Raw genomic sequence first — 25,823 nt, forward strand, 5'->3', positions numbered from 1 at the left:
GCTGTCCCTGGCGCTGGTCAGCGCCGGCGGTAGCAGAGGTCGAAGATCAGCCGCCCGGCCTCGTGGGCTTTTGCCTCGAAGCTGGTCCGGATCCTTCCTTCGAAGCGGGGTGCCCAGCCCCCCGTTTCGTCGATGCCTTCGTTGGGTCCCGTGTGCGCAGTGCTGACGGGAGCCCGGCCTTCCCTGACCGGGGCCCCGCCCACCACGGACTCGACGCCGGACTGCCACACCTGCGTCAGGGGGCTTTCCGGCCCGCGGCGCTCGCCCGTGTGGAGGTTTTCGAAGTCTTTGGAGTCCGCCAGGACGTCGCGGACGTGGACGGCGTAGTTCGACCAGTCGGTGGCAATGCGCCACAGCCCGCCAGGTTTCAGCGCCCTCGCTGCAAGGTCAGCGAACTCGGGCTGGATGAGGCGGCGCTTGTGGTGCCGGGACTTGTGCCAGGGGTCGGGGAAAAAAACCCAGAGCTCACTGACGGATCCGGGCGGGAGCATGGTGGCCAGAACCTCCGGGGCATTGGCCTCAACCACCCGGACGTTGCTGAGTCCGCGGCTGTTGATCTTGATGATGGTGTTGGCCAGGCCCGGGGTGTAGACCTCCACCGCCAGGAAATCCGTGTCCGGGTTCTGTTCGGCGGCATGGCACACGGCATCGCCCAGGCCCGAGCCGATCTCCACAATGAGGGGAGCGGTGCGGCCAAACTCCGCTTCGGCGTCGAAGGTGTAGTCCGGGTGGACGGAGGTGTTGGCAACGTGCCGCGGGACGTCCACAGCCCACCGTTCCGCGTGCTCCTCCCAGGCCGCCTGCCGCCGGCCCTGAAGGCGGGTGCCGCGGCGGACAAAGCTCACCGGCCGCCCGCCATACGTGCCGAAGGAAGCCTGCGTTCCGGGCGTGACGGGCCTCGGGACATGCGGCTGCTGGGGGTTTTCTGGGGATTCGCTCATCCCTTCCAGAATAGCGGCGCAGGAGAGGAGCTTCACTTACAGGTTCCCCAGCAGGTCAAGCGCAGGACCCAAAGCAAGGGCCACGACTAAACCGGCAATGCATAAGGCGGCAGCCGCCGACGGCCGGTCAGGCGATGACTCAGGTGGGCGATTGATGGCATGTATCGCCAAAGCCAGGGACGGTACAGCAAAAAGGAGCGGCAGGCTGAAGAACACCAAGGGGGTCACCCAGGGCATCTCCGACGGCCCCTCTGAGGGATAGGTGGCAAGCATCGCGAACATGGCCAGTGGGGCGGTGATAACCATGCTGGCCAAGGCAAGAATGGCCAAGATCAGGCTGGCTGTTGCCCCGCGAACGTTGCGGTCTTCGAAAGCTTCATGGGCTTCCGCTTTACGAAGCGACTCGTGCTGCGCCGTCCGTTTCCCCGTAGGCTCATTTGGTGGGGGAACACCCATTGCTCTCCTCGTGCTCTTAGTGGCTGATGGCTGATGGCTGAACCGGCTGGTTTGCCTGCGCACAACTGCAGCTCCAACGTATGGAGGCAGCGGAGGAGCCGGAAGCTGTCGCAGCCCGTATGTGGATAACCGGGGAAACAAGTCCTGCAAGAATGGGCGGGTGAGGGAAGCGACGAACGCCGGGGCAAGGAAGCAGCGGACTGATGAACCTGCGGCGAGTGAGCCGGCAGGCATCCTGGTGGATGCCGAGGTTGATGAGTCGCCCGTACCCGGGCCCACCCACGTTGGGAGCCGCCGGCAGCTCGCCTACCTGGGGCTCTGCCTGGTCCTGATAGGACTGAACCTGCGCACAGTCTTCTCCAGCTTCTCGGCGGTCCTGCCTGAGGTGACGGCCCAGGCCGCACTCCCCGGCTGGGCCGTGGTGGTGCTGACCACGGTGCCCGTCACCCTGCTGGGAGTGTTCGCGCCGCTTGCCCCGGTCCTCGCCAGGCGGTTCGGCGCTGAGCGGGTGCTCCTCGGCGCCATGGCCGTCCTCACGGCCGGGCTGCTGCTCCGCCCCGTTGAGCTGCCGGGAGCCAGCCACCTGCCCGGGCTGCTCGCCGGGACAGCCGCATGCGGAGCCGCCATCGCCCTGTGCAACGTCCTGCTGCCCGGGCTGGTCAAGCGGGACTTCCCGCACCGGCTGGGCTTGATGGGAGGGCTCTACACCACGGCCATCTGCGCCTCGGCGGCACTCGGGGCGGGCTTCACCTACCCGGTGTACACGGCCTCGGGGGAGTGGACCCTGGCGCTGTGGTTCTGGGCCGCGCCTGCCGCCGTCGTACTTTTGCTCTTCCTGCCGGTGGCACTCCGCCAGCCCCGCATCCGGCACCAGGCTGTCAGGGACGGCGTCAACGTGTGGCGCTCCGCGGTGGCCTGGCAAGTGACCATCTTCATGGTGCTGCAGGCCATGATGTCCTTCAGCGTCTTTGCCTGGCTGGCCCCGATCCTGCGGGAACGGGGCGTGGACGGAGCCACGGCCGGGCTGATCGTCTCCGTGTGCATCGTGCTGCAGATGCTCGGCTCACTGTTTGCCCCGGCGCTCGCAGCCAGGTTCCGGGACCAGCGTGCCATCAACACCGTGGTGGCCCTGATGACCGGCGGCGGCTTCGCCCTGAGCATCTTCGGTCCCCTTGACCTGGTCTGGGTGTGGGCGGGGCTGCTGGGCCTTGGCCAGGGAAGCCTCACCGCCGTCGCACTCACCATGATCATGCTCCGCACCCGCGACGGGCACACTGCGGCGCACCTGTCCGGCATGATGCAGGGCGTGGGCTACGGGCTGGGCTCCACCGGGACGCTGATGGTGGGCCAGCTGCACCAGGCCACCGGGTCCTTCACCGCTGCCGGAGTCCTGTTCCTGGTGGTCGGCCTGCTGGCCGCGGTCTTCGGGTACCGCGCCGGCCGCAACAGGTACGTCAGCTGAGGGACAAGGTGCAGGATTCCGTGGTTCCAGCCACCCGTCCGGCGTCGGGAATCCTTGCCGGCCCGTACCTCTGGGTGACCGTGGGCACGTGCGCCCTGGTGTTCCTGGCAGCGTTTGAATCCCTTGCCGTCACCACCATCATGCCCCTCGTCAGCCGCGAACTCGACGGCGCGGCCCTCTACGCCCTCGCCTTCGCCGGTCCGCTGGCCACCGGGGTGATCGGCATGGTTGCCGCCGGAAACTGGTCCGACCGGCGCGGACCCACGGCCCCGCTCTACACCTCCGTCGCGTTGTTTGTGCTGGGACTGCTGATCGCGGGAACCGCTGCATCGATGCCGGCGCTCGTGGCAGGCCGCCTGGTGCAGGGCCTCGGCGGGGGAGCCCTGACCGTCTCGCTGTATGTGCTGGTGGCCCGCATCTATCCCGGCGCGCTGCACCCGAAGATCTTCGCGGCGTTCTCCGCCGCGTGGGTGATCCCGTCGCTCGTGGGACCTTTTGCTGCCGGGATCGTGGCGCAGGTCTTCAGCTGGCACTGGGTGTTCCTGGGCGTGGTGGGCCTGGTCATCCCGGCACTGCTGATGATCGCCCCTGTCCTGCGGCGGCTCGGCACGCCCTCCAGCCACACCTCCACGCCGTGGGCGGTGGGCCGGCTGGGGTGGGCGGCGCTGGCCGCCGCCGCGGTGCTCGGGCTCAACCTGTCCGCCGGGGTGCGCGTTCCCGGCATTCCCGCAGTTGCAGGCGCCCTTGCTGTCGTCGCGGTGGGCGTGGCGCTGCTGGCAGTCAGGCCACTGGTTCCCCGTGGCACCCTCACTGCCCGGCGCGGATTGCCCAGCGTCATCCTTACCCGCGGGCTCGCCTCGGCCGGGTTCTTCGGCGCCGAGGTCTACCTGCCCTACCTGCTGATCGAGCAGTACGACTTCTCTCCCACCTTCGCGGGCCTGACCCTCACCGCCGGGGCACTGTCCTGGGCCGGCGCGTCAGCTGTCCAGGGCAGGCTGGGTGCCAGGCTGCCGCACCGCCGGGCCGTGAGCATCGGGGCGCTGATGGTCCTCGGAGCGGTGGTCCTTGCCCTGGCAACGGCAGCGCTCAACTGGCCGGCCGCCGTCGCCATCGCAGGCTGGATCTCTGCGGGCGGAGGCATGGGGCTGCTGTATCCGCGGCTCAGCGTGATGACCCTGGCGCTGTCCACCAAGGAGAACGAGGGCTTCAACAGCTCTGCCATGTCCATTGCGGATTCCCTGGGCGGGGCGCTGGCGCTCGCCACCACGGGCCTCGTGTTCGCGGCCTTTACGACGACGGCGGGTTCCTTCGCCGGGGTCTTTGGCCTTGCCGCCGTGCTCGCCGCAGCCGCAGCCGCCGTGGCGCCCCGGGTCACCGCCGCCACAACCCCCTGAGTTTTTGTCCAGATATGCAGGGTTGCAGGCCTCGGAACCCTGCATATCTGGACAAAAACTCCAAGAGGGTCAGGGGAGCCGGGTTGCGCGCACCACCACGTCGGCGATGGTTGCGTGCTGGCCCTCCGGTCCCGTCACCGGCCGTTCCCGGCTGGTCTGGACCTCCAGCTGCCACTCCGGTCCCTCCAGTCCCAGTTCCTGGACCAGCTCATCGCCGGTGTAGAACATCTCCCTGTGGTGGTGCCCGGCACCGCCCCACGGCGGCAGCCGGTCAGGGTGGTGGCCCACCACCAGCAGCGTGCCGCCGGGCTTGACCGCTGCCGCAGCCGTCCGCAGCGGTCCCTGCCAGGCGAGCTCCTGGGAATGCAGGAACTGCGTTGACACCAGGTCGAAGGACGCCCCGGGCTGCCACTGCTCGAGATCCGCCTGCTGCCAGGTGATCCGGCTCGCGATGGCGCCATCCGCGGCGTGGACGGCTTCCCGGGCCAACGCCGCCTTCTCGTGCGAGCGGGCCCGGTCCAGCGCCACCGCGGAAACGTCGACGGCGGTGACGGTCCAGCCCTGCTGGGCGAGCCAGATGGCATCCGCGCCCTCACCGCAGCCCAGGTCCAGCGCCTTTCCCGGCCGCAGGCCCCCGGCCTCCCTGACCAGCTGCGGGTTGGGCTTGCCGCTCCACATCTGGGGTTTGCTCCGGTACCGCTCATCCCAGGTGGCAGCGGGATCGGCGCCGCTGTGGATGGTGGCGCCGCTGTGGATCCCCGCGGCCTCCGCTGATGTTCCGTCCGGAAGGCCCGGGCCGCCGTCGCGCGTGTCATGCTGCGTGTCATGCTGGTGGGCCGCGTGTTCGCTCATGCCCCAAGCCTGCCCCTCGACGCCAATGATGGCAACGCCCTCAACCGGGTAGCGCTAAGTGTCGTTTTCAGGGCTCAAAACGACACTTAGCGCTACCTAGTTGGGGAGGGGAGGGAAGGGGTGGGATGTAACCGGGGAACGGGCCGACGGCGGCGGGATGCTAGACTGGTGGAACTTGATGTGCAGTGATGCCCAGGTTTTCCTGTTCGGAGGTACACCTCCAGCCAGGGACTGGGCTTTTTTCATGTGAGAGGCACATCCTGCGTCGATGAACGCGTTCCATTTGGTCCCGGCTGACTGCCAAAATTTGCAGCGGCCCGGTTGATCACCTGACTTTTCTTCGGCGAACCCCTGGTCCAACCGGCATCGGGGGCCGATATCCGCCTGGATACCGCCTGAAAGACCGTATAAATACATGACTACTTTTTCTGCCCTCGGTACACCCAAGGCCCTTGCAGACACCCTCACCGCACAGGGAATCGTTGAACCGTTCCCCATCCAGGTCAAGACCCTCCCGGACACGCTGTCCGGGCGTGACGTCCTGGGCCGCGGCCGGACCGGATCCGGTAAAACCATCGCTTTCGCCATCCCGCTTGTAGCAAGACTCGCTGAGCGGGAAGCCAAGCACTTCCGCAAGCCCGGACGCCCCATGGGCCTGGTCCTGGCACCCACCCGTGAGCTGGCCACCCAGATTAACGCCACCATCGAGCCGCTGGCCAAGGCCGCCGGCCTGAACACCACCGTGATCTACGGCGGAATCTCCCAGGCGCGCCAGGAAAAGGCACTGCGTGCCGGCGTCGACATTGTCATCGCCTGCCCCGGCCGCCTTGAGGACCTGATCCGCCAGCGCGTCCTCACCCTTGAGGCCGTGGAAATCACGGTCCTGGACGAGGCGGACCACATGGCCGACCTCGGCTTCCTGCCCGTGGTGAAGAAGCTCATGGACATGACCCCCAGCCAGGGCCAGCGCCTGCTCTTCTCCGCAACGCTGGACAACGGCGTGGACAAGATCGTCCAGCGCTACCTGTCCAACCCGCTGACCCACTCCGTGGACGATCCGCAGGCAGCGGTGACCACCATGGAGCACCACGTGCTGGTGGTCAATGACCAGACCGTCAAGAAGCAGCTGATCGTTGAGCTTGCCTCCGGTGCAGGCCGCCGCGTACTTTTCATGCGGACCAAGCACCACGCCCGCAAGCTCGCCAAGACCCTGACCGACGCCGGGATCCCGGCCGTGGACCTGCACGGCAACCTGTCGCAGAACGCTCGCGACCGCAACCTGGCCGAGTTCTCCTCCGGTGACGTCCGCGTCCTGGTGGCCACCGACGTCGCAGCCCGCGGCGTGCACGTGGACGACGTCGAACTGGTCATCCACGTTGACCCGCCCACCGAGCACAAGGCGTACCTGCACCGCTCGGGCCGTACCGCCCGCGCCGGTTCCGACGGCACCGTGGTCACGCTGACCCTCCCGGAACAGCAGACCGACGTCAAGAAGCTGATGAAGGCTGCCGGCGTGGAGGTCAACTTCGAGCGCGTCACCGCCAACTCCCCGCTGGTTGCGGAGCTGGTGGGCGACATGGCCGAGAAGATCGATCCCCGCACCCGCGCAGCGCTGCTGGCCAAGAAGGCCGCGCAGCAGGGCGGCGGCACCTCCACCGGTGCCAACGCAGAGCGCAAGCGGGCACGCCGCCAGGCTGCCCCCACTGCAGGCGGTCGTGGCGGCCGCGGTGGACGCGGCCGGGTTTCGGCTGAGCCCACCCGCACCGACATCCCGCGCGCCGAGCGCCGTGCCGTCGCTTTCGAAGGCCGGACCGAAGCCCGGGCAGCCTTCGACCGCGTCGCTGAGCAGAACGAGGACCGCGCGGTAGCGGCAGCAGCCGCCCGCCGTAACAACCGCGGACGCGGCACGGCCTCCACGCACCGCAACGACGTCCCCGCGGCAGGTGGCCGTGCATCGGCTGGCCGTGGTTCGGACGGGCGTGCAGAATCACGCGTCACCCGCAGTGACGCTCCGCGTGGCGGCACCGGACGTCCGGCCAGCTCGGGCCGTCCGGCTTCCTCAGGCGGCCAGCGCAGCGGCCGCCCGGCAACCGGCCAGCGTGCCGCAGCCGGCGCGGGAACGGGTGCCCGGACCGGCGGACAGCGCTCCGCAGGGGCCGGCGCAGCCAGCGGCGGCAACAAGGCTGTCTGGTCCTCCAACACCGGTGGCACCTCCGGCGGATCCTACGCCGGCAACGGCGGCGGCTCCGGCCGTCCCGCGCGCAGCGGTCCCCGCCGCGCTTCGGCTCCGGCGTCCAACGAACGCCGCAGCCGCTAATCCCCACTAGTTCCCACATCGAGTGCTCCGTAGTTGTCGTTATGACGCGTCTAAACGACAGGTACGGAGCACTCGATGCGTTTAACAGCTACCAGCCGCGGGCGCGCCACTCCTCAAGGTGGGGCCGCTCGGCGCCCAGGGTAGTCGGCTTGCCGTGGCCCGGGTGCACCACGGTGTCATCCGGGTAGGCCCCGAACAGCCGCTGGGTTACGTCGTCCAACAGCTGGCTGAACCGTTCCGGGTCCTTCTGGGTGTTGCCCACACCTCCGGGGAACAGCGAATCACCGGAGAAGATGTGCACGGGTCCTTCGGGGCCCTCATAGGCGAAGGCAATCGAGCCGGGCGTGTGCCCGCGCAGGTGGACCGCCGTCAGCGCAAAGCCGTCCACGGCCACCCTGTCCCCATGCTCCAGGTTCCGGTCCACCGCAACAGGCAGCGCGCCGGCGTCGTCCGTTCCTGCGGCAGTTGGGGAGCCGGTGGCCTCCACGAGCTCCTTCAGCGCCCGGACGTGGTCCCAGTGCTGGTGCGTGGTGGCGATCAGTGCCAGCTTCGACGTGGTGGACGTGTCCGCGGCGGCGTCGGCAAGCAGCCCCTGGATGGCCGGCGCATCATCCGCGGCGTCGATCAGCACCTGTTCGCCGCTGGCTTTGGCAGTCAACAGGTACACGTTGTTGTCCATCTCGCTGACCGAAATCCGGCGGATGGTGATGTCACGCAGGTCGTGAATGAGTGAGTCCATGGGGTTCAGTCTGGCCTAGTGACCGGACTCATAAAAGTCGGCCCTTCGGGAAACAGCTTGGTAGCGTCGAAAACCAAGCCACAGTCACTCATGGTGCGGGCTGCGGTTTTTCGGCGGTGTCCGAAAGCCAATGAGCCGACGTCGTCCGCACCACAGCCTCAAAACTGGAATGGGACACGATGAGCCAAAATGCAACGCCGCCCGCGTCCACCGCGGGAATGAAAAACGCTGATCCAAAGTCGCAGCAACCATCGGCAGGGAAGAACACGCCGGCCGCCGACGCCGGCCCCGAAGCCACCACCCGGGTGAATAAAGCCGTGTTCTTCGGCTCCGCTTTCGGGGTGCTCGGCATCGCCCTGTGGGCCATTGTTGCCAAAGACAACGCAGAAGCCGTGATCGGATCCATGGTGGGCTGGGTGTCCACCAACATGGGCTGGTACTACTTTCTGATCGTCACCGCGGTGGTGGTCTTCGTCCTGTTCGCGGCAGTGTCCCGTGTGGGCAGGACCAAGCTGGGCCCGGACCATTCCAAACCGCAGTTCGGAATGTTCACCTGGGCGGCCATGCTGTTCGCGGCCGGAATCGGCATCGACCTGATGTTCTTCTCCGTGTCCGAACCCGTCAGCCAGTACCTGGCTCCGCCGCAGGGGGAGGGCGGGACCGCCGAGGCCGCACGGCAGGCGCTCGTATGGACGCTGTTCCACTACGGCATCACGGGCTGGGCCCTGTACGCCCTGATGGGGCTGGCCCTGGGCTACTTCTCCTACCGCCACAACCTGCCGCTGAGCATCAGGTCCGCGCTCTATCCCATCTTCGGGAAGAAGATCGAAGGCCCGATGGGGCACGCGGTGGATATCGCCGCGCTGCTCGGTACCATCTTCGGCATCGCCACCTCGCTGGGCATCGGCGTCGTGCAGCTCAACTACGGGCTCAACTTCATGTTCGGCATCCCGGAGAACCTCTCCGTGCAGATCGGCCTGATCGCCCTGTCCGTGGTGATGGCCACGGTGTCCGTGGTGTCCGGCGTGGAAAAGGGCATCCGGCGGCTCTCGGAGCTTAACGTGATCCTGGCCGTGGCCCTGATGCTGTTCATCCTCGCCACCGGCAAGACGAACTTCCTGCTGGACGGGATCGTCCAGAACATCGGTGACGTGGTGAGCCGGTTCCCCGCCATGACCATGGATACATTTGCCTATGACAAGCCCACAGAGTGGATGAACGCGTGGACCCTGTTCTTCTGGGCGTGGTGGATTGCGTGGGCGCCCTTCGTGGGCCTGTTCCTGGCCCGCATCTCCCGCGGCCGCACCATCCGGCAGTTTGTGCTGGGCACCATGACAGTCCCCTTCCTCTTCATCGTGCTGTGGATCTCCATCTTCGGAAACTCCAGCCTTGAGCTGGTAATGGGCGGCAACATGGCCTTCGGCGACGCTGCCATGAGCCATCCGGAGCGTGGGTTCTACAGCCTCCTGGCTGAGTACCCGGCTGTCCCCCTCACAGCGGCCGTAGCAACATTCACGGGGCTGCTGTTCTATGTGACATCGGCGGACTCCGGCGCCCTGGTGATGTCCAACTTCACCTCCCACCTGAAGGACGCGGATTCCGACGGGCCTGAATGGATGCGCGTGTTCTGGGCTGTGGCCACCGGCCTGCTGACCCTGGCCATGCTCACGGTCGGCGGGGTCACCACGCTGCAGAATGCCACGATCGTCATGGGCCTTCCCTTGTCCCTGCTGCTGGTGTTCATCATGCTGGGCCTCTACAAGGCCCTCCGGGTGGAGAACTCGCTCAACGACAGCTACCGCGCCAGTCTGCCCGGCATCATCACGGGCCGCTCCAGCGACCTGCGCGGTGGACGCACCTGGCGGCAACGGCTCAGCCGCGCCATGAGCTACCCCGGGCGGAGGCAGACCATCCGCTTCGCCGAAGCCGTGGCCGTCCCGGCGCTGCAGGAAGTTGAAGCCGAACTCAAAGCACAGGGTGCGGAGACGGCACTGACAGTGACCACCGTGGAACCCTGCGGCATCCGCAGCATCGACCTGCAGTTGCCCATGGGCGAGGAACGGGCCTTCAAATACCAGATCTACCCGGTGCAGTACGAGACGCCCAGCTATGCCACGCGCAGGGCTGATCCGGACGACCACTACTACCGCATGGAGGTGTTCTCCCAGGAGGGCAGCTACGGCTACGACCTCATGGGCTACACCAAGGAACAGGTCATCACGGACGTCCTGGACCACTACGAACAGCACCTTGAATTCCTGCACCTGAACCGTGCAGCGCCCGGAAATACCGTCCTGGTTGAGGACCAGGTGGCAAAAGACAATTGGGAATCCGACTTCGACATGCAGGAGGAAACGAAATGAGCACGGCAACGCTTTACATCGGCGGCAGCTGGACCGCAGCGTCCGACGGCGGCACCCGGGACATCCATTGCCCGGCCGACGGCGAACTGGTGGGCTCTGTCTCGGAGGGGACCGCCGCGGATGCGGACCGTGCCGTGGAGGCGGCGAGGGCAGCCTTCGATTCCGGCGCGTGGTCCGGGAAGTCGGCGCTGGAGCGGGGCACGTTCCTGATCAAAGTCGCCAACCGGCTGCGGGAGCGCAAGGACGAGTTTGCCCGCGCCGAGACGCTGGACACCGGCAAACGCCTGGTGGAAAGCGAAATCGACATGGACGACATCGCCAACTGCTTTGAGTACTTCGGCAAGCTTGCCGGCCAGGATTCAGGCCGCGTGGTGGATGCCGGCAGTGCCACGGTGGTGAGCCGGATCGAATACGAGCCCGTTGGCGTGTGCTCGCTGATCGCCCCGTGGAACTACCCACTGCTGCAGGCCGCCTGGAAGATTGCCCCCGCGCTCGCCGCGGGCTGCAGCTTCGTCCTCAAGCCCAGCGAACTGACGCCGCACACCTCCATCCTGATGATGGAGGTCCTCCAGGAGCTGGGACTGCCCGACGGCGTCGCGAACCTTGTGCTGGGCGACGGCAAGACCGTGGGCCCCGTCCTTTCCGGCCATCAGGATGTGGACCTGGTGTCCTTCACCGGCGGCCTGGAAACCGGGAAAGCCATCGCTGCCTCGGCGGCAGCGTCGGTCAAGAAAGTGGCGCTGGAGCTGGGCGGCAAGAACCCCAACATCGTCTTCGCGGACGCCGATTTCGACGCCGCCCTGGACAACGCCCTCAATGCCGCATTCGTGCACTCCGGCCAGGTGTGCTCCGCCGGCGCCCGGCTGATCGTCGAGGAGTCCATCGCGGAGGAGTTCGTGGATGAGCTGGTGCGCCGGGCGGGGCAGATCCGCCTGGGCGGACCGTTCGATCCGGACGCCGAGACCGGCCCGCTGATCTCCGCCGCCCACCGCGACAAGGTCACGGCCTACGTCGAGAAGGGCATCGCCGAGGGCGCCCGGCTGCGCTGCGGCGGTGCGTGGGGAACCGGGGAGCTGGAGAAGGGCTTCTTCTACCTGCCCACCGTCCTGGACCAGGTCAAGAGCGGCATGTCCGTGGTGGTTGACGAGGCATTCGGCCCCGTGGTCACGGTGGAAACCTTCACCACCGAGGCGGAAGCCGTGAAACTCGGCAACGACACCCACTACGGCCTGGCCGGTGCCGTCTGGTCCCAGGACGCCGGCAAGTCCCAGCGGGTGGCCCGGGCGCTGCGCCACGGCACCATCTGGATCAACGATTTCCACCCTTACCTGCCGCAGGCGGAGTGGGGCGGGTTCGGCCAGTCCGGCGTCGGCCGCGAACTGGGGCCCACCGGCCTGGCCGAGTACCAGGAAGCCAAGCACGTCTACCAGAACATCGATCCGCAGGTCACCGGCTGGTTCGCGGACCACGCCGCCGCACCTGCAGGGAGGAACTAAGGCACATGGCAGCAAAGACGGAATTCGACTACATCGTGATCGGCGGCGGCTCCGCCGGGGCCGCCGTGGCATCGCGCCTGAGCGAGGACCCGGCCGTGGAGGTTGCCCTGGTGGAAGCCGGGCCCGATGACCGGAACCTTCCCGAGATCCTGCAACTGGACCGCTGGATGGAGCTGCTGGAGTCCGGCTACGACTGGGACTACCCCATCGAGGAGCAGGAAAACGGCAACTCCTTCATGCGGCATGCCCGGGCCAAGGTCATGGGCGGCTGTTCCAGCCACAACTCCTGCATCGCCTTCTGGGCGCCCCGCGAGGACATTGACGAGTGGGAGCAGAAGTTCGGCGCCACCGGCTGGAACTCGGACCTGGCCTTCCGGCTGTTCAAGCAGCTGGAAACCAACGAGGACGCCGGCCCCGACGCACCGCACCACGGCGACAGCGGCCCGGTGCACCTGATGAACGTCCCGGCGTCGGATCCCGCCGGCCGGGCCATGCTGGAAGCCTGCGAACAGTCCGGCATCCCGAAGGCGCAGTTCAACACCGGGGAAACGGTGATCAACGGCGCCGGGTTCTTCCAGATCAACCGCCGCGCGGACGGGACCCGGTCCTCCAGTTCGGTGTCCTACATCCACCCGATCATGGACCGCGCAAACTTCACGCTCATGACCGGGCTGCGGGCCAAGGAACTCACCTTCGACGCCGCCAACCGCTGCACCGGCGTTGCCGTGGTGGACAATGCCTTTGCCAGGACGCATGAGCTCACCGCGCGGGCCGAGGTGATCGTTTCCACCGGAGCCATCGATTCCCCCAAGCTGCTGATGCTTTCGGGCATCGGCCCGGCCGCCCAGCTGGAGGAATTCGGCATCCCCGTCCGTGTGGACTCACCGGGCGTCGGCGAGCACCTGCAGGACCACCCCGAAGGCGTGATCCAGTGGGAGGCCAGGCAGCCCATGACGGAGACGTCCACGCAGTGGTGGGAGGCAGGCATTTTCACCACCACCGAGGAAGGCCTGGACCGGCCCGACCTGATGTTCCACTACGGCTCGGTGCCGTTCGACATGCACACGCTGCGGCAGGGTTTCCCCACAACGGAGAACGGTTTCTGCCTCACGCCCAACGTCACGCATGCCCGCAGCCGCGGAACCGTGAAACTGCGCAGCAAGGACTTCCGGGACAAGCCCAGGGTGGACCCCCGATACTTCACCGACCCGGACGGCCACGACATGCGCGTGATGATCGCCGGGATCCGCAAGGCACGTGAGATTGCCGCGCAGCCGGCGCTGGCCGACTGGGTGGGAACCGAGCTGTACCCCGGCCCGGAGATCCAGAGCGATGAGGAGATCACCGACTACATCCGGAAGACCCACAACACCGTGTACCACCCGGCCGGGACGGTCCGGATGGGCGCGGCCGACGACGGGATGTCGCCGCTGGATCCCGAACTGCGCGTCAAGGGCGTCACCGGGCTGAGGGTGGCTGACGCCTCCGTCATGCCGGAACTGACCACCGTGAACCCCAACATCACCACCATGATGATCGGCGAACGCTGTGCCGAGCTGGTCCGGAAAGCACGTTCCGCCTCCTGACCTGACGCGTGCCGAAGGGCGGTCCCCTGCGGGGCCGCCCTTCGGCGTCGTGTGATGCTTTATTCGCGCCCTTCGGCGTCTCTCAACGCCCTATTCGCGGCCCTCCGAGACCCACGTGGGGTCGGCTGAGCGGGAACCGACGACGGCGTCCGACGCTTCGCCGAGCGCGTCCAGGTGCGCCGGGGCCAGTTCCAGGTCCAGCGCGCCGAGGTTCTCGTCTATCCGGTGGGCTTTGCGGGTGCCGGGGATGGGGACGACCGGCAGCCCCAGCGTCCTGCCCTGCGCGAGCAGCCAGGCGAGGGCAACCTGCGCGGGCGTCGCGCCCAGGCTGTCCGCCACGGCCTGCACCGTGTCCACCACCGCCTGGTTGGCGCCGGCGGCATCCGGGGCGAACCGGGGGATCCGGCGCCGGAAGTCGTTGTCCCCCAGGCTGGAGGCGTCGACGGTGCCGGTGAGGAATCCCCGGCCCAACGGAGAGTACGGCACAAAACCGGTTCCCAGGGCGGCAGCGGCAGGAACAACGTTGCGTTCCACGTCGCGGCTCCAGATGGACCATTCGCTCTGGACCGCCGCAATGGGGTGCACGGCGCTGGCTTCCTCCAGCTCCCGGGCCGTCACCTCGGACAGCCCCAGGTGCCGGACCTTGCCCTGCTGCACCAGCTCCGCCATGGCTCCCACGGTTTCCGCCATGGGAACGCGGAGGTCGCGGCGGTGCATGTAGTAGAGGTCGATCACGTCTGTGCCCAGCCGGCGCAGGCTGCGGTCCACGGCCTGGCGGATGTAGTCGGCGTCGCCGCGGATGTCCGTGTAGCCGTCCGCCGGCGTGCCCACCAGCCCGAACTTGGTGGCCAGCTGGACCTCGTCCCGCCGCTCCTTCAGCAGCTGCGCGATCAGTTCCTCGTTGCTGCCCCCGCCGTAGATGTCTGCAGTGTCGATGAAGGTGACGCCGGAGTCGACGGCGTGGTGCAGCGTGCGGAGCGCGTCTTCCTGGTCCACCTCCCCGTACACGGGCGTCAGGGCCATGCCGCCGAAGCCGAGCGGGCTGACGTTGAGTCCGTCTCCGAGGGTTACCACATGTGCCATCAGTTCTCCTGTTTCTTCGCCATGCCATGACCGGCGCTGTTTCGAGATGCCGTTGGTAGTGGCAACTCCTTAGTGCCAGGGAATAATCCTGCTGGCCGCCGGGCGGGTGGCCTCGATCAGCATGGCGTTGGCCTCGTCCGGGCCGGCTGCCCAGGCTTCCGCCGCGGCCCGCTCCATCCCGAACGAGATGTGCCGTTCCACCAGCCGTTTCAGCCGCAGCGCCGGGGGGACATCAACAAACCAGACCTCGTCCAGCTGCGCCCGGATGTCCTTCCAGGGTTCCTGCTCGAACAACAGGTAGTTGCCTTCCGTGATCACCAGGGAAACTTCCGCGGGGATGGCGATGGACGCCGCCACCGGTTCATCGAGGGTGCGGCGGAACTCCGGCGCGTAGACCACTGCCTCATCCCGCCGCACCAGCCGGCGCAACAGCGACAGGTACCCGCCGGCGTCGAACGTGTCGATGGCACCCTTGCGCTGCCGCAGCGGCGTGCCCTCAATGACGGCGTTGCCCAGGTGGAAGCCGTCCATGGGTACCACCACAGCCTGCCCGGGCCCGAACTGCTGCTGCAGCCAGGCAGCGAACGTGGACTTGCCGGCGCCCGGCGCACCCGTGATGCCCAGCAGCATCCGCCGCCCGCCGCCCGGAGCGCCGCGCACGGCGCCGCGCAGTCCGGCGACGGCTGCGGCGATCTCAGGGAAGTCCATGGCAAAAGCCTAGACTGCGCGCCCAGGCACAAGCCGCTGAGTCTCCCCACCTTTCGCGGGGCGGATGGCGCGGCCGACGGCGTTTCGCCGGGGCACGCCGTCGTCCTGCCTTAAAGGTGGGGAGACTCAGCGGTGGAGATTCAGGTGGGCTGGGCCAGGGGCGTGCGCCTAGCCGAGCTGGAACACCGCCACGGTGCGGCCCGGAACGGTGAAGGTGCCGGTCGCAGGATCGTGGCTGGCCGTCTTGACAAGGGGATCGATGCCGCCGGACTGGACCGGGTGCAGGACGTAGGCCGCCCCTGCCGTCGCGGCAACCGTCTGGCTGACGGCGTCGTCGGCGGCGTTGAACACCACCACCAGCCCGCGCAGGTCCTTGTCCACGTCCGGGCCTACGGAATCGTCGATGTGCATGACCACCACGCCCGGAGCCTGTCCGGGACCGCCGTCGGGGAAGGACACCTTCTGCTGGACCAGGCCGGCCTCGCCCAGGTGGAACAGCGGTGTGCTCTTGCGGATCTGCAGGAGCTCGGCAGCCCGGCCGCGCGCTTCAGCAATCTCACCGGGAGCCGGCTTCAGCGAAGGGTCCGCCAGCAGCGGGCGCATGTAGCCGTACTTGTCCTCGTTGTCCGCCTTGGGCGGCAGCCCGCGGCCGAAGCCATTGGTGCCGTCCGTGTAGTCCATGATGTTGAACCAGTCGCCCGAATCGTAGCTGTTGCGGTCCAGGGACTTGCTGCGCAGCGCCTCGCCGCCCGCGTGCCAGAAGGAGATGCCCTGGCCAAACGCGGTGGTGCTCAGGGCCAGGGTCTGCATCCGCGTCCGTTCAGCCATGGGGGTGTCCTGCGGCAGCTTCAGCGCAAGGGCATCAAAGAGCGTCTCGTTGTCATGGGCCTCCACATAGGTGACGGCCTCCTGCGGATCGCTGGTGTAACCCGCCGGCGCACCGTTGTACGGCACGTCCGCCCCGGTGACGGTGGCGCCGGTGCGGTCAACAAAGGAGTAGTCCTTCAGGTTGCCTGTCAGGCCCACCTTCACCAGGTCCTGGGCCAGCAGGAGTGCTGCCTTCTGCTGCTCCGGGGTGCCGTTGGCCGGCGAATCATTGGGGTCCGTGTACAGGCCGGATCCGAAGCCCTGCACCCGGGGGTCGGGATCGAAGGGGCCGCCGCCGCGCACGGCATCGCGCAGGCGGTCGTTGAAGGTGCCGATGCCGGTGCCGGCCATGTTCTCCTGGGTGGCCTGGACGAACCGGGCGTTGTTGGCCACCTCGCCGAAGTTCCAGCCCTCGCCGTACAGGGTGATGGCCTTGCCGTCCACACCGTCCTTGGCCAGGGTCAGCCTGTCCAGGGCCGCCCGGACGTCCAGCATGTTCTGCTTCGAGTGATGGCCCATGAGGTCAAAACGGAAGCCGTCCAGTTTGTAGGTCCTGGCCAGGGTCACCAGGGAGTCGATCATGAGCTTGCCCATCATGGTGTTCTCGGTGGCCGTGTTGGCGCAGCAGGTGGACGTCTCAAGGGACCCGGTGCCGGGGTTGAGGCGGTGGTAGTAGCCCGGAACAATGCGGTCCAGGTTGTTGCTCCCGGACTGGCCGGCACTCGAGGTGTGGTTGTAGACAACATCCTGGATCACCCGCGCACCGGCGGTGTTCAGGGCGGCCACCATCTCGCGGAATTCGGTGGTCCTGGTGGCGCCGTCCGGATCGGTGGCGTAGGAGCCCTCCGGGGTTGTGTAGTGCAGGGGATCGTAGCCCCAGTTGAAGCCGTCCTTGGCAGCAGTCTCCGCGACGCAGGCCTGCTGCTCCTCCGAATCCGCCGGCAGGGCAGCAAGGTCGCAGGCCGGTTCCAGCTGCTCGCTGCGCCGTTCCTCGATGGTGCCGATGTCATTGACCGGCAGCAGGTGGACCGCGTTCATCCCGGCGGCCGTCAGCTCCCGGAGGCGCTGCATGCCGTTGCTGTTGGTGTCCGTGAAGGCTTTATAAGTGCCGCGATGGGCATCCGGGACGGTCTCATCGGTGATGGAGAAATCGCGGACGTGGAGTTCGTAGAGGGAGAGGTCCTCGGGTTTGGTGAGGGCGGGCTTCTGCAGCTTCTTCCAGCCCTCAGGGGCCAGCGCCTTGTCCTCCAGGTCCACGAACAGGCTGCGCCCGGAGTTGGCGGAAAGGCCCACGCTGTAGGGGTCGGTGACCAGGTTCCGATCAACCTGGCCGGTTTCCGGGACAAAGACTTCCACCTCGTACAGGTAGTAGGCGCCCTTCCAGTCTTTCTCACCGGTCAGGGACCAGACGCCGTCCTGCGCCGGTTCCATGGGGCGGCTGGAGACGGGATCCCCACCGGAGCCGGAAGCGTAGGTGTGGACGGTGACGCTGCGCGCTGTGGGCGCCCACAGGGACAGCTCCGGCCGGTTGCCCTTCCAGGCAAGTCCGAGTTCCCGCCCCGCCGCGCCCTGGTAGAGGCTGTCCAAAACCCCGGGGACCTGCACGCCGGTGGCGGCGGTGACCCGGCCGTCCGCACCGACTGCGGCAACGAGCAGCTGGCCCTTCAATAGGTCTTTGGCCCGCGCTGCGTCACCTGCCGCCAGCCGCAGGGAGGCGAACCCGGCCAGGTGGGGGTACTTGGCAGCCAGCCCCGCATCCAAGGTCTGGTTCGTCTTCTCGAGCGGTACGTAGCTGCCGCCGGTGACCCGTCCGTCCGCCACTGCCAGGCCGCCGTCGGGCGCGCTGTAAAGACGGTAGGTGGTTCCTTCCGCTGCGGGCGCCTCCCAGGCGATGGTGTCCGCCGACAGCCAGTGCGCTCCCGCCTCGGCGCCGAGGGCATCGGGGACGTCGTCCGTGAGGGTGTGGCTGGCATGGTCGTAGGTGAAGGTCACCGGCCCGCCGGGGGCATTGAGCACCAGGTCACCCCCGCCGGCTGCTCCACCTGCGCCGTAGTTTTCATCCCAGGAGTTGTTCAGGGCCAACTTCATTCCGTACGTTCCCGCGGGGATATCGAACGTGGCGCGGTAGAGCGTCGCGGAGCCTTCCACCGGCTGCAGCCTGCTGGCCGCGCAGTCGGGCTGCCAGTCTCCGGGGCAGCCGACCTCGGACTGCAGGGAGCCGACGAGGGCCACGGCCTGGGGCACGGCGGTGTGGTCCGCGGAGGCCGGGAGGGCGAGGCCGCCCAGTGCCAGGGGAGTGGCGCAGGCCGCCGCCAAGGCGGCTGCCAGTTTTCTGTTGAGCGCAGTCGGGTTGCCGGCTGCGATGGACTTGTGGGACATGGAAGACCTTCCTTGGAAACGCCCCGAACGGCAACAGTGGGGAGCGGGGTGTCCCACGAGCCTAGGTTTCGTCCTGACTGCACGTCAACGGTTTGCTGAAAATTTCACGCCTTGTTTTCATATTGGATGCGTCCCGGCTTCCGTACACTGGGAAGCACGAGACTTCCGGAATGCTGTTCCGGCGAAGGAGCACCATGAGCATGACCGGGAGCGGGGCGGAACCCGCCGCGGCCGAACGGCCAAAACTGGAAGACCTTGCGCGGAAGGTCGGCGTCAGCATTGCCACCGTTTCCCGCGTGGTCAACGGGCGAAAGGGCGTTTCCAGGGAGGTGCGCCAGGCAGTCCTCGCCGCCATGGACGATCTGGGCTACGAGCGGCCCGACCGCACCCGCAGCGCAGCCAGGGGGCAGGTAGGGATCATCGTCCCGGACCTCACCAACCCGATCTTCCCGGCCATCGCCCAGGCGGTGGTCTCGCTCCTCTCCCAAGAGGACTTCATCCCCGTCATCTGTGCACTGCCCGGCGGCGGCCGTTCAGAGGACGAGTACATCGAGATGCTCGTGGCCCAGGGCGCAGCCGGCATCATCTTCATCTGCAGCGCCCACGCGGACGGCCAGGCCAGCCTGGAGCGCTACCACCGGCTGCGCGGCCGGGGCATCCCGTACGTCCTGGTCAACGGCCCCCGCCCCGAGCTTGGGGCGGCCTCGGTGTCCAATGACGACGCCGCCGCGATCAGGACGGCGGTCCAGCACCTGGCCAGCCTGGGGCACCGGAAGGTGGGGCTGGCAATCGGCCCGCACCGCTTCATTCCCAGCCGGCAAAAACTGGCAGGCTTCCGCTCTGCGCTTGCGGACTACCTGGGCGTTGACGATTCCGCACCCCACACCGCCACGAGCATGTACACGGTGGAAGGTGGCCAGAGCGCGGCCAACGAACTCCTGGATTCGGGCCACACGGCGATCGTGTGCGCATCCGACGTCATGGCGCTGGGTGCCATCCGCGCGGCACGGGCCAGGGGGCTGCGGGTGCCTGAGGACGTCTCCATCGTGGGCTTTGACGATTCCACGCTGATGGCCCTCACCGACCCGCCATTGACGACGCTCCGCCAGCCTGCCGCCGCGATCGCGCATGCTGCGGTGCATGCGCTCGCGGCGGACATGGCCGGTGAGCAGTCCTCGCACTCGCCGGTGGTCCTGGGGTCCGATCTCGTGCTGAGGGCCTCTACGGGTCCTTTGGCAGCGCCTTGAGGCCGGCGGCGCAGCCAACGATCCCGGCAATGAACACAACCTTCAGCACGCTGAACGGCTCCACACCGGTGGCCATCGCCCAGCCCACAGTCAGCGCGGCGCCCAGGCCCACCCACACGGCGTAGGCACTGCCCAGCGGGATGGTGCGGATGGCCCAGCCGAGGCCCAGCATGCTGAGGGTGGCTGTCACCGCGAAAACAAGGGTTGGGCCGGGCCTGCTGAAGCCGTCGGACAGTCCCAGCGCGGTGGCCCACACGGCTTCGAGGACGGCCGAGGCCAGCAGCACCAGCCAGGGGAGTGAACGCCGCAGCATTACGCCACCACCTTCAGGCCAACCACGCACACAGCGATGCCGGACAGCAGGAGGAGGCGCGCCGCCGTCGGGCGTTCCACCTTGGTGACCATGGCGTAGGCGGAGGTCAGCACCACGCCCACCCCAACCCAGACCGCGTAGGCGGTGCCGGTGGGGATGGATTGCATTGCGATGGCAAGGCCGCCCGTGCTCGCTGCGACGGACACCAGGAAGAGTGCGGCCGGGGCGAGTCGCTTCCGTCCGGAAGCCTGGAAGGCGCGGTGCAGGGATGCGGCCCAGACGGCCTCGAGCGCACCGGAGAGAAGAAGTATTAACCACGACATGGCAGATCCTTTGGCCAGTCTTGTCGCGTTCCGGGTACTGAACCGTCGTCCGGAGGCTCAGGTGCGGAGCCTTGATTTCCAGAATAGCAACGCGCGACGGCGTCGGGCTCGTTTGGTGCCTAACCTCACCAACTGCCTGCTCACCCCAACTAGGTAGCGCTAAGTGTCGTTATGACCCTCCAAAACGACACTTAGCGCTACCCAGTTGGGCCCGGCGGGGGTTAGAGCGCCCCGCCGGCAGCCTCGGGGGCGGAGGAGTCGCGGCCGCCGTCGCCGATGGTTTCGCGGGCAATGAAGTTCTCGATGTCGAACAGGTTGTCAGCGCGCTCTGCGATGTTCACCAGGGTGGTCATGGACGCCACTTCCTCCACCTGCTCCTTCAGGAACCACAGCATGAACTGCTCGCCCAGGGCATCGTTTTCGCCCCGGGCAGCCCGGAACAGGTCCTCGATGTTGCGGGTGACTTCCTTCTCCTGCTGCAGCGCCAGGGCCAGCGGCTCGGTAACGGAAGCGAAGTCGTTGCGGACGGCCGGAACGCCGGGAATGGTGAAGGGGATGTCCCGGTCAAGCATGTACTGCACCATCATCATGGCGTGGTTCCGTTCCTCCACGGACTGGCGGTAGAAGTAGCGCGCCAGCTGGGGGAGGTCCTGGTTGGCGAACCAGGTGGCCACGGCTATGTACTGCTGCGACGCGGTGAACTCGTTGCCGATCTGGGTGGACAGGAGCGCATTGAACGATGAAGTGGTCATAGCCCGAGTCTAGGGACGGCCCGGGGGAGCCACCAGTGTGGAAAGGCTCTGCTTCTGCAAGGCAAGGCTGCCCTGTTCCGCGTGCCCCGCACCATCCAGCGAAGTGGCTCAGCCGGCCCGCTGCGCCAGGAGCTGTTCGACACGCTCCGGCGCGTAGAGGCTCTCTTCCACGAGTTTGCACAGTCCAACGGCCGTGGCCGTCCGGCTGTCCGCGGAGACAACCTCAAGGTCCACCAGGGATGGTTCAAAAGCGTCGTCGAGGATCTGCTGCCGGCAGGCTCCCAGGAAATCCGGAAGCACGCCCACCAGTCCGCCCACGGCGATCCGGCCGGGATTCAGCGTCCCCACCGTCGCCGCCAGCGCGCGTCCCAGCACCCGCCCGGCGTCCGTGACGGCGGAGCGCACTGCTGGATCGCTGCCGCAAGCGTCAACGAGCTGGCGCAAGGTGCCGTAGCGGGCAAGTTCCGGTTCCGCGAGGAGCGCGCGTCCTGACGCCGCTGCCGCGAGGCATCCGTCCCTGCCGCAGCGGCAGCGGAGGCCCGCGGCCTCGGGAATCCGCACGTGCCCGATGTCCCCGGCGGCACCGTGGGCGCCGCGGACCAGGGCGCCCCGCACAATGATGCCGGAGCCGACGCCGGTGCTGACCTTCACTGCCACGAGGGACTCGAGCGGCTCCCGGACCTCGCCGACCGCCATCGAGCGGGCGTCATTTTCCAGCAGGACCGGGCATTCGAGCCTCGCCTCCATGACGTCCTGCAGGCGCTGCAGGTCCCAGTGGGCCAGGACGGTGCGTTCCAGGCCCAGCCTGTGGAGGGGGTCCACCGGGGCCGGCAGCCCCACCCCTGCTCCCACCGGCTGCCGCCCGTCGAGGAGCCGCAGGGACTCCTCGATGACAGTGCCGGCCACGCCTTCCTGGGGCTGGCTGATCTTGATGGGCAGCCGGGCGGAGGCCACGATGTCCCGGCCCAGGGACAGGAGGTGGATGCTGGCGTGGGTGTGCCCGATCTCTATCGCCAGGACCAGCTTGTTGCGGTCATCGAAGCGGATGGCCCGGGGCGGCCTGCCTCGCTGGGAGCGCAGGGGCATGGATTCATAGACCAGGCTCGCAGCGAAAAGAGCGTCCAGCCGCTCATAAAGGGTGGACCGGGCCATGCCCGTGATATCCAGCAGGTCAGCCCGGCTGTATCCGGCCGGGCTTGAGCGCAGGAGCTGGAGGACGTGGCCGGCGCTGGTGGCGGGCCCCACGGGAGGTTGGCCTGAGCCCCCGACGAGCGTCCTCTGTTGGGTCATCCTGCCCGCTTCCTTTGCATGTGTGGCCGGCCCGCGCCGCGGTCTGGTCATTGACGTGGTCTAGATCACACAATTATGATCGATCATCAGACAAAAATACTATCTGCCCTTGCAGCAGGAGGTTCCAATGTCGGATCTTGCCCACCGTGACCTCAGCCGGCGGACCTTGCTCAAGGGAGGGTTGATGGCCCTGGCCACCGGCCCCCTGCTGGCAGCCTGCGGCGTGAACACCAGCGGGAGCGGAGGGGAAGGCTCCGTCAACTTCCTTTCCACCCAGTTCTCCCCCGTGGAGGAGCGGCAGAGATATGAAGCCACGCTGAAGAAGTTCGCCGGCGACATCCAGGTGGCCTACAACCCTGTGGACACCGGCATCTTCAACACCACCCTGAAGTCCCAGCTCGCCGCCGGAAAGGTTGAAATAGGCATCGCAGCGGGCCTGCACAGCGACCTCATCCCCTTCGCGTCCCAGTTCGAGGACCTCAGCTCCCTGACCAACGACCTTTCGTCTGCCGGCTACTCCGACGACCTGCTGGAGCTGGCGAAGCTCGGAACGGATTCTCCCCGGTACATCCCTTGGATCCAGGCGACCTATGTGGTGGCGGTCAACAAGAAGGCGCTGGACTGGCTGCCCTCGGGCGCCGACGTCAACAACCTCACCTACGAGAACTTCCTGGCGTGGGCCCAGGCAGCCAAGGCGGCGAACGGCGGGCGTCCGGTGTTCGGCATTCCGGCCGGGCCGAAGGGCCTCCACCACCGCTTCTACCAGGGCTTCCTGCTCCCCAGCTTCACGGGCGGGCAGATCACCACGTTCCGCAATGCCGACGCCGTCACCGCCTGGACCTACATGCGTGACCTGTGGGCCAACATGAACCCGGCCTCCGCGAATTACGACTTCATGCAGGAACCGCTGGGCAACGGGGAAGTCCTGGTGGCGTGGGACCATGTGGCCCGCCTCATCAACGCGGTCCAGGACAAGCCTGACGACTGGCTGATGGTGCCCGCCCCGTCCGGCCCGAAGGGCAAGGGCTACCTGCTGGTCGTCGGCGGCATGGCCGTGCCCCAGGGTTCGCCGGAAAAGGACAAGGCCTTCGAGCTGATCAAGGCGCTGTCAAAGCCGGAGGCGCAAATCGAGACGCTGAAGTCCAACGCCTTCTTCCCGGTGGTGGAGGCGGATATCGGAAGCGACCTCCCGGGCGGCATCGCCCTGGAGGCCAAGGCCGTCAAGGCGCAACAGGAAGCCCCGGACGCCATCCTCGCGCTCCCGCCCGTGGGCCTGGGCGACAAGGACCCGCAGGTCTCGCAGCTGTTCAAGAACTGCTTCCAGGAGATCTGCCTGAACAACGCAGACGTCAGGGCGACGCTGGACCGCCAGGGGGCGGAGCTGGCCAGCATCATGGACACGCTGAATGTTCCCTGCTGGGCCCCGGATCCCGACTCTGACCAGTGCAGGGTTGCGTGATGGCTTCCCCGGACGCACCCGCTGCCGCAAGGCCCCGGCCCCGGCCCGCCAGGCCGCGCGGCCGGCCGCCGCGGAGGAGCGGGACTTCGGCGGCAATGCTGCTGATTGCCCCGTCCATCGTTTTTATGACCCTGCTGTTCGGGTGGCCGATGGTCAGCGGCATCCTCCAGGCGTTCGGCGGCCCGGAAGGACTGACGACGGCGAACTTCACCCGGATGGCGCAGGACCCCTACTTCTGGGCTTCCGTGGGCAACACCCTGCTGCTGATCGTGGTGATGATTCCGATCCAGTTCGTCCTGGCGCTGGCCATGGCCCTGCTGATCCGGGCCAAACCGCGCGGATCCTCGGTGTACTTCTATATCTGGGCCATCCCCCTGGCGGTCAGCGACCTTGCCGCCGGCCTGGTGTGGCTGACGGTGTTCACGGACCGGGGGTACCTCAACTCCGTGCTGGCCTCCGTGGGCCTTGAACCGTTTTCCTGGCTCGCCTACGACAACTACGCCTCCATGTTCATGGCTGTGCTGATCGCGGAAGTCTGGCGGGCAACCTCGCTCGTTTTCGTGATTGTGGTTGCCGGGCTGCAGTCCATCCCGAAGGACTATGAGGAGGCGGCCGGCGTCTTCGGGGCCGGCTTCTGGGACCGGCTGTGGCACGTGACCCTGCCGCTGCTCCGTCCCAGCCTCCAGACCGCCCTGATCCTCCGGACCATCCTCGCGTTCCAGACCTTCGCGGTGGCGCTGGCCCTCACGGGACAGAACTTCCCGCTGGTGGTCGGCGAGACCTACCGCTGGTACACGGGCCTCCAGGACGCCAACGTGGCGTCGGCGCTTGCCCTGGTGGTCATGGCAGTGTCCATGGTCACCGCCGTTGGATACCTCAAGCTCCTGAAAGACCAGTCGGAGGCCCCGCGATGAGCCACGCCACCACCAACAAAACAACGGCGGCGGCAGACCACCCGGCGCCGGAGGTCGACCGCAGGCCGCTGGCAAAGCGCCGCCGGAACCGGATACTGCTCCAGGTGGGCTGCATCCTCATCACCCTCTTCATGGCGCTGCCGATCTACCTGATCGCCCTGTCCGCCACCTCCAGCAGGGCAGCCCTGCAGGAGTTCCCCCTGAGCTTTATCCCCAACAACTTCTCCCTTGAGACGATGGAGACGTTCCTGCAGTCCACGGGCATCCTTGGCGGGCTCATTAACTCCGTCCAAGTGGGCATTTTCACCCTTGTGCTGTCCCTGATCATCGGCGTCCCGGCCGGTTACGCGGTGGCGCGTTTCGCCTTCCCGGGCAGGGACCCATACCAGCTCTTCCTGCTCTTCACCCGTGCCCTGCCCATCGTGGTCCTGTCCGTGCCGCTGGCCCAGCTCTTCCTCCAGACCGGGCTGTATGACAGCGTCCTCGCCGTCGTCCTGCTCCACACCGCGCTGGCACTGCCCACCACCATCCTGATCACCTCCTCGGTGTTCCTGGGCGTGCCGCGGGACGTCGAGGAAGCCGCCCGCATCTTCGGCTGCAGTCCGGTGCAGGCCTTCCTCAAGGTGGTCATGCCCATGGCCATCCCGGGCATCGCGGCGGCCTCGATCTTCACCTTCGTGATGTCCTGGAACGAGGTGCTGGGAGCATCGATCCTCACCCTGAACCAGCGCACCCTTCCGGCCCAGGTCCTCAGTTCCCTCGCCGAGTCACCACTGGCCTACCGGTTCGCCGGCGGCTTCCTGCTGGTGATCCCGGCATTGATCTTCATCTTCTTCATGCGCCGCTACCTCACCAACATGTGGGGCTCCACCATCCGCTGAG

General features: G+C 67.4%; 21 protein-coding genes and 1 riboswitch. Of the genes, 10 read left to right on the plus strand and 11 right to left on the minus strand.

Annotated elements, in window-relative coordinates:
* Positions 1-17: 17 nt before the first annotated feature.
* Positions 18-941 carry a tRNA (guanosine(46)-N7)-methyltransferase TrmB gene (gene trmB / locus IEX43_RS15000; protein WP_174175221.1) on the minus strand — a complete coding sequence of 308 codons (924 nt, stop codon included), beginning with the start codon at positions 939-941 and terminating at the stop codon, positions 18-20.
* A 36-nt stretch (positions 942-977) separates the two neighbouring features.
* Entirely contained in the window at positions 978-1,397 is a 420-nt protein-coding gene (locus tag IEX43_RS15005; protein WP_188812228.1) for a hypothetical protein, read from the minus strand.
* A 160-nt stretch (positions 1,398-1,557) separates the two neighbouring features.
* Between IEX43_RS15005 and IEX43_RS15010 the strand changes: the two genes are divergently transcribed.
* Both IEX43_RS15010 and IEX43_RS15015 read left to right on the plus strand, forming a co-directional pair.
* On the plus strand, positions 1,558-2,859 hold the full coding sequence (locus tag IEX43_RS15010) for an MFS transporter (RefSeq protein ID WP_174175217.1): 1,302 nt from the start codon (positions 1,558-1,560) through the stop codon (positions 2,857-2,859).
* An 8-nt stretch (positions 2,860-2,867) separates the two neighbouring features.
* Positions 2,868-4,253, plus strand: coding sequence for an MFS transporter (locus IEX43_RS15015; protein ID WP_188812230.1), 1,386 nt, complete (start codon positions 2,868-2,870; stop codon positions 4,251-4,253).
* 69 nt (positions 4,254-4,322) lie between these two features.
* Here IEX43_RS15015 and IEX43_RS15020 read toward each other — a convergent pair whose 3' ends face one another.
* A complete protein-coding gene (locus IEX43_RS15020) occupies positions 4,323-5,105 on the minus strand; it encodes a class I SAM-dependent methyltransferase (protein WP_188812232.1) in 783 nt (260 codons plus the stop codon).
* Between the two features lie 415 nt (positions 5,106-5,520).
* Here IEX43_RS15020 and IEX43_RS15025 point away from each other — a divergent pair, with 415 nt between their 5' ends.
* On the plus strand, positions 5,521-7,422 hold the full coding sequence (locus tag IEX43_RS15025) for a DEAD/DEAH box helicase (protein ID WP_188812234.1): 1,902 nt from the start codon (positions 5,521-5,523) through the stop codon (positions 7,420-7,422).
* Positions 7,423-7,510: 88 nt separating this feature from the next.
* Here the strand turns inward: IEX43_RS15025 and IEX43_RS15030 are convergent, their stop codons facing one another.
* Complete coding sequence (locus IEX43_RS15030; RefSeq protein WP_188812236.1) at positions 7,511-8,161, minus strand: MBL fold metallo-hydrolase; 651 nt, start codon at positions 8,159-8,161, stop codon at positions 7,511-7,513.
* Between the two features lie 179 nt (positions 8,162-8,340).
* Between IEX43_RS15030 and betT the strand changes: the two genes are divergently transcribed.
* Genes betT through IEX43_RS15045 form a run of 3 tightly spaced genes read left to right on the plus strand, consistent with a single transcriptional unit; the run spans position 8,341 to position 13,606 of the window.
* Positions 8,341-10,524, plus strand: coding sequence for a choline BCCT transporter BetT (gene betT, locus IEX43_RS15035; RefSeq protein ID WP_229666485.1), 2,184 nt, complete (start codon positions 8,341-8,343; stop codon positions 10,522-10,524).
* A complete protein-coding gene (locus IEX43_RS15040) occupies positions 10,521-12,020 on the plus strand; it encodes an aldehyde dehydrogenase family protein (protein ID WP_188812238.1) in 1,500 nt (499 codons plus the stop codon). The genes betT and IEX43_RS15040 overlap by 4 nt, the downstream gene beginning before the upstream one ends.
* Positions 12,021-12,025: 5 nt before the next feature.
* Positions 12,026-13,606, plus strand: a complete 1,581-nt coding sequence (locus IEX43_RS15045; RefSeq protein WP_188812240.1) for a GMC family oxidoreductase — start codon at positions 12,026-12,028, stop codon at positions 13,604-13,606.
* 90 nt (positions 13,607-13,696) lie between these two features.
* Here the strand turns inward: IEX43_RS15045 and IEX43_RS15050 are convergent, their stop codons facing one another.
* From IEX43_RS15050 to pulA, 3 genes are all read right to left on the minus strand, one after another.
* Positions 13,697-14,689, minus strand: a complete 993-nt coding sequence (locus IEX43_RS15050; RefSeq protein ID WP_188812242.1) for an aldo/keto reductase — start codon at positions 14,687-14,689, stop codon at positions 13,697-13,699.
* 69 nt (positions 14,690-14,758) lie between these two features.
* Positions 14,759-15,397, minus strand: a complete 639-nt coding sequence (locus tag IEX43_RS15055; protein ID WP_188812243.1) for a nucleoside/nucleotide kinase family protein — start codon at positions 15,395-15,397, stop codon at positions 14,759-14,761.
* Between the two features lie 168 nt (positions 15,398-15,565).
* On the minus strand, positions 15,566-18,643 hold the full coding sequence (pulA, locus tag IEX43_RS15060) for a pullulanase-type alpha-1,6-glucosidase (RefSeq protein WP_188812245.1): 3,078 nt from the start codon (positions 18,641-18,643) through the stop codon (positions 15,566-15,568).
* Positions 18,644-18,837: 194 nt separating this feature from the next.
* On the opposite strand from pulA, the gene IEX43_RS15065 reads away from it, so the two are divergent.
* Positions 18,838-19,890, plus strand: coding sequence for a LacI family DNA-binding transcriptional regulator (locus tag IEX43_RS15065; RefSeq protein WP_188812247.1), 1,053 nt, complete (start codon positions 18,838-18,840; stop codon positions 19,888-19,890).
* On the opposite strand, the gene IEX43_RS15070 is transcribed toward IEX43_RS15065, so the two are convergent.
* From IEX43_RS15070 to IEX43_RS15085, 4 genes are all read right to left on the minus strand, one after another.
* Positions 19,865-20,203, minus strand: coding sequence for a DMT family transporter (locus IEX43_RS15070; RefSeq protein WP_188812249.1), 339 nt, complete (start codon positions 20,201-20,203; stop codon positions 19,865-19,867). The genes IEX43_RS15065 and IEX43_RS15070 overlap by 26 nt on opposite strands.
* Positions 20,203-20,526, minus strand: coding sequence for a DMT family transporter (locus tag IEX43_RS15075; RefSeq protein ID WP_066279593.1), 324 nt, complete (start codon positions 20,524-20,526; stop codon positions 20,203-20,205). The genes IEX43_RS15070 and IEX43_RS15075 overlap by 1 nt, the downstream gene beginning before the upstream one ends.
* Positions 20,527-20,535: 9 nt before the next feature.
* Positions 20,536-20,601: riboswitch (guanidine-III (ykkC-III) riboswitch) on the minus strand.
* Positions 20,602-20,747: 146 nt separating this feature from the next.
* Positions 20,748-21,278, minus strand: a complete 531-nt coding sequence (locus tag IEX43_RS15080) for a ferritin (protein ID WP_188812251.1) — start codon at positions 21,276-21,278, stop codon at positions 20,748-20,750.
* 108 nt (positions 21,279-21,386) lie between these two features.
* Positions 21,387-22,568 carry an ROK family transcriptional regulator gene (locus IEX43_RS15085; RefSeq protein WP_188812253.1) on the minus strand — a complete coding sequence of 394 codons (1,182 nt, stop codon included), beginning with the start codon at positions 22,566-22,568 and terminating at the stop codon, positions 21,387-21,389.
* 127 nt (positions 22,569-22,695) lie between these two features.
* On the opposite strand from IEX43_RS15085, the gene IEX43_RS15090 reads away from it, so the two are divergent.
* Genes IEX43_RS15090 through IEX43_RS15100 form a run of 3 tightly spaced genes read left to right on the plus strand, consistent with a single transcriptional unit; the run spans position 22,696 to position 25,822 of the window.
* Positions 22,696-24,027: an ABC transporter substrate-binding protein gene (locus tag IEX43_RS15090; protein WP_188812255.1), complete on the plus strand. Its 1,332-nt coding sequence runs from the start codon at positions 22,696-22,698 to the stop codon at positions 24,025-24,027.
* The gene (locus IEX43_RS15095; RefSeq protein WP_202884285.1) at positions 24,027-24,941 is read left to right on the plus strand and encodes a carbohydrate ABC transporter permease; all 915 of its coding nucleotides are present in this window, start codon (positions 24,027-24,029) and stop codon (positions 24,939-24,941) included. Before IEX43_RS15090 ends, IEX43_RS15095 begins: the two co-directional genes overlap by 1 nt.
* Positions 24,938-25,822: a carbohydrate ABC transporter permease gene (locus tag IEX43_RS15100; protein WP_188812257.1), complete on the plus strand. Its 885-nt coding sequence runs from the start codon at positions 24,938-24,940 to the stop codon at positions 25,820-25,822. The genes IEX43_RS15095 and IEX43_RS15100 overlap by 4 nt, the downstream gene beginning before the upstream one ends.
* Position 25,823: the final 1 nt, after the last annotated feature.

Source organism: Pseudarthrobacter polychromogenes, assembly GCF_014644495.1.
GTDB lineage: Bacteria > Actinomycetota > Actinomycetes > Actinomycetales > Micrococcaceae > Arthrobacter > Arthrobacter polychromogenes.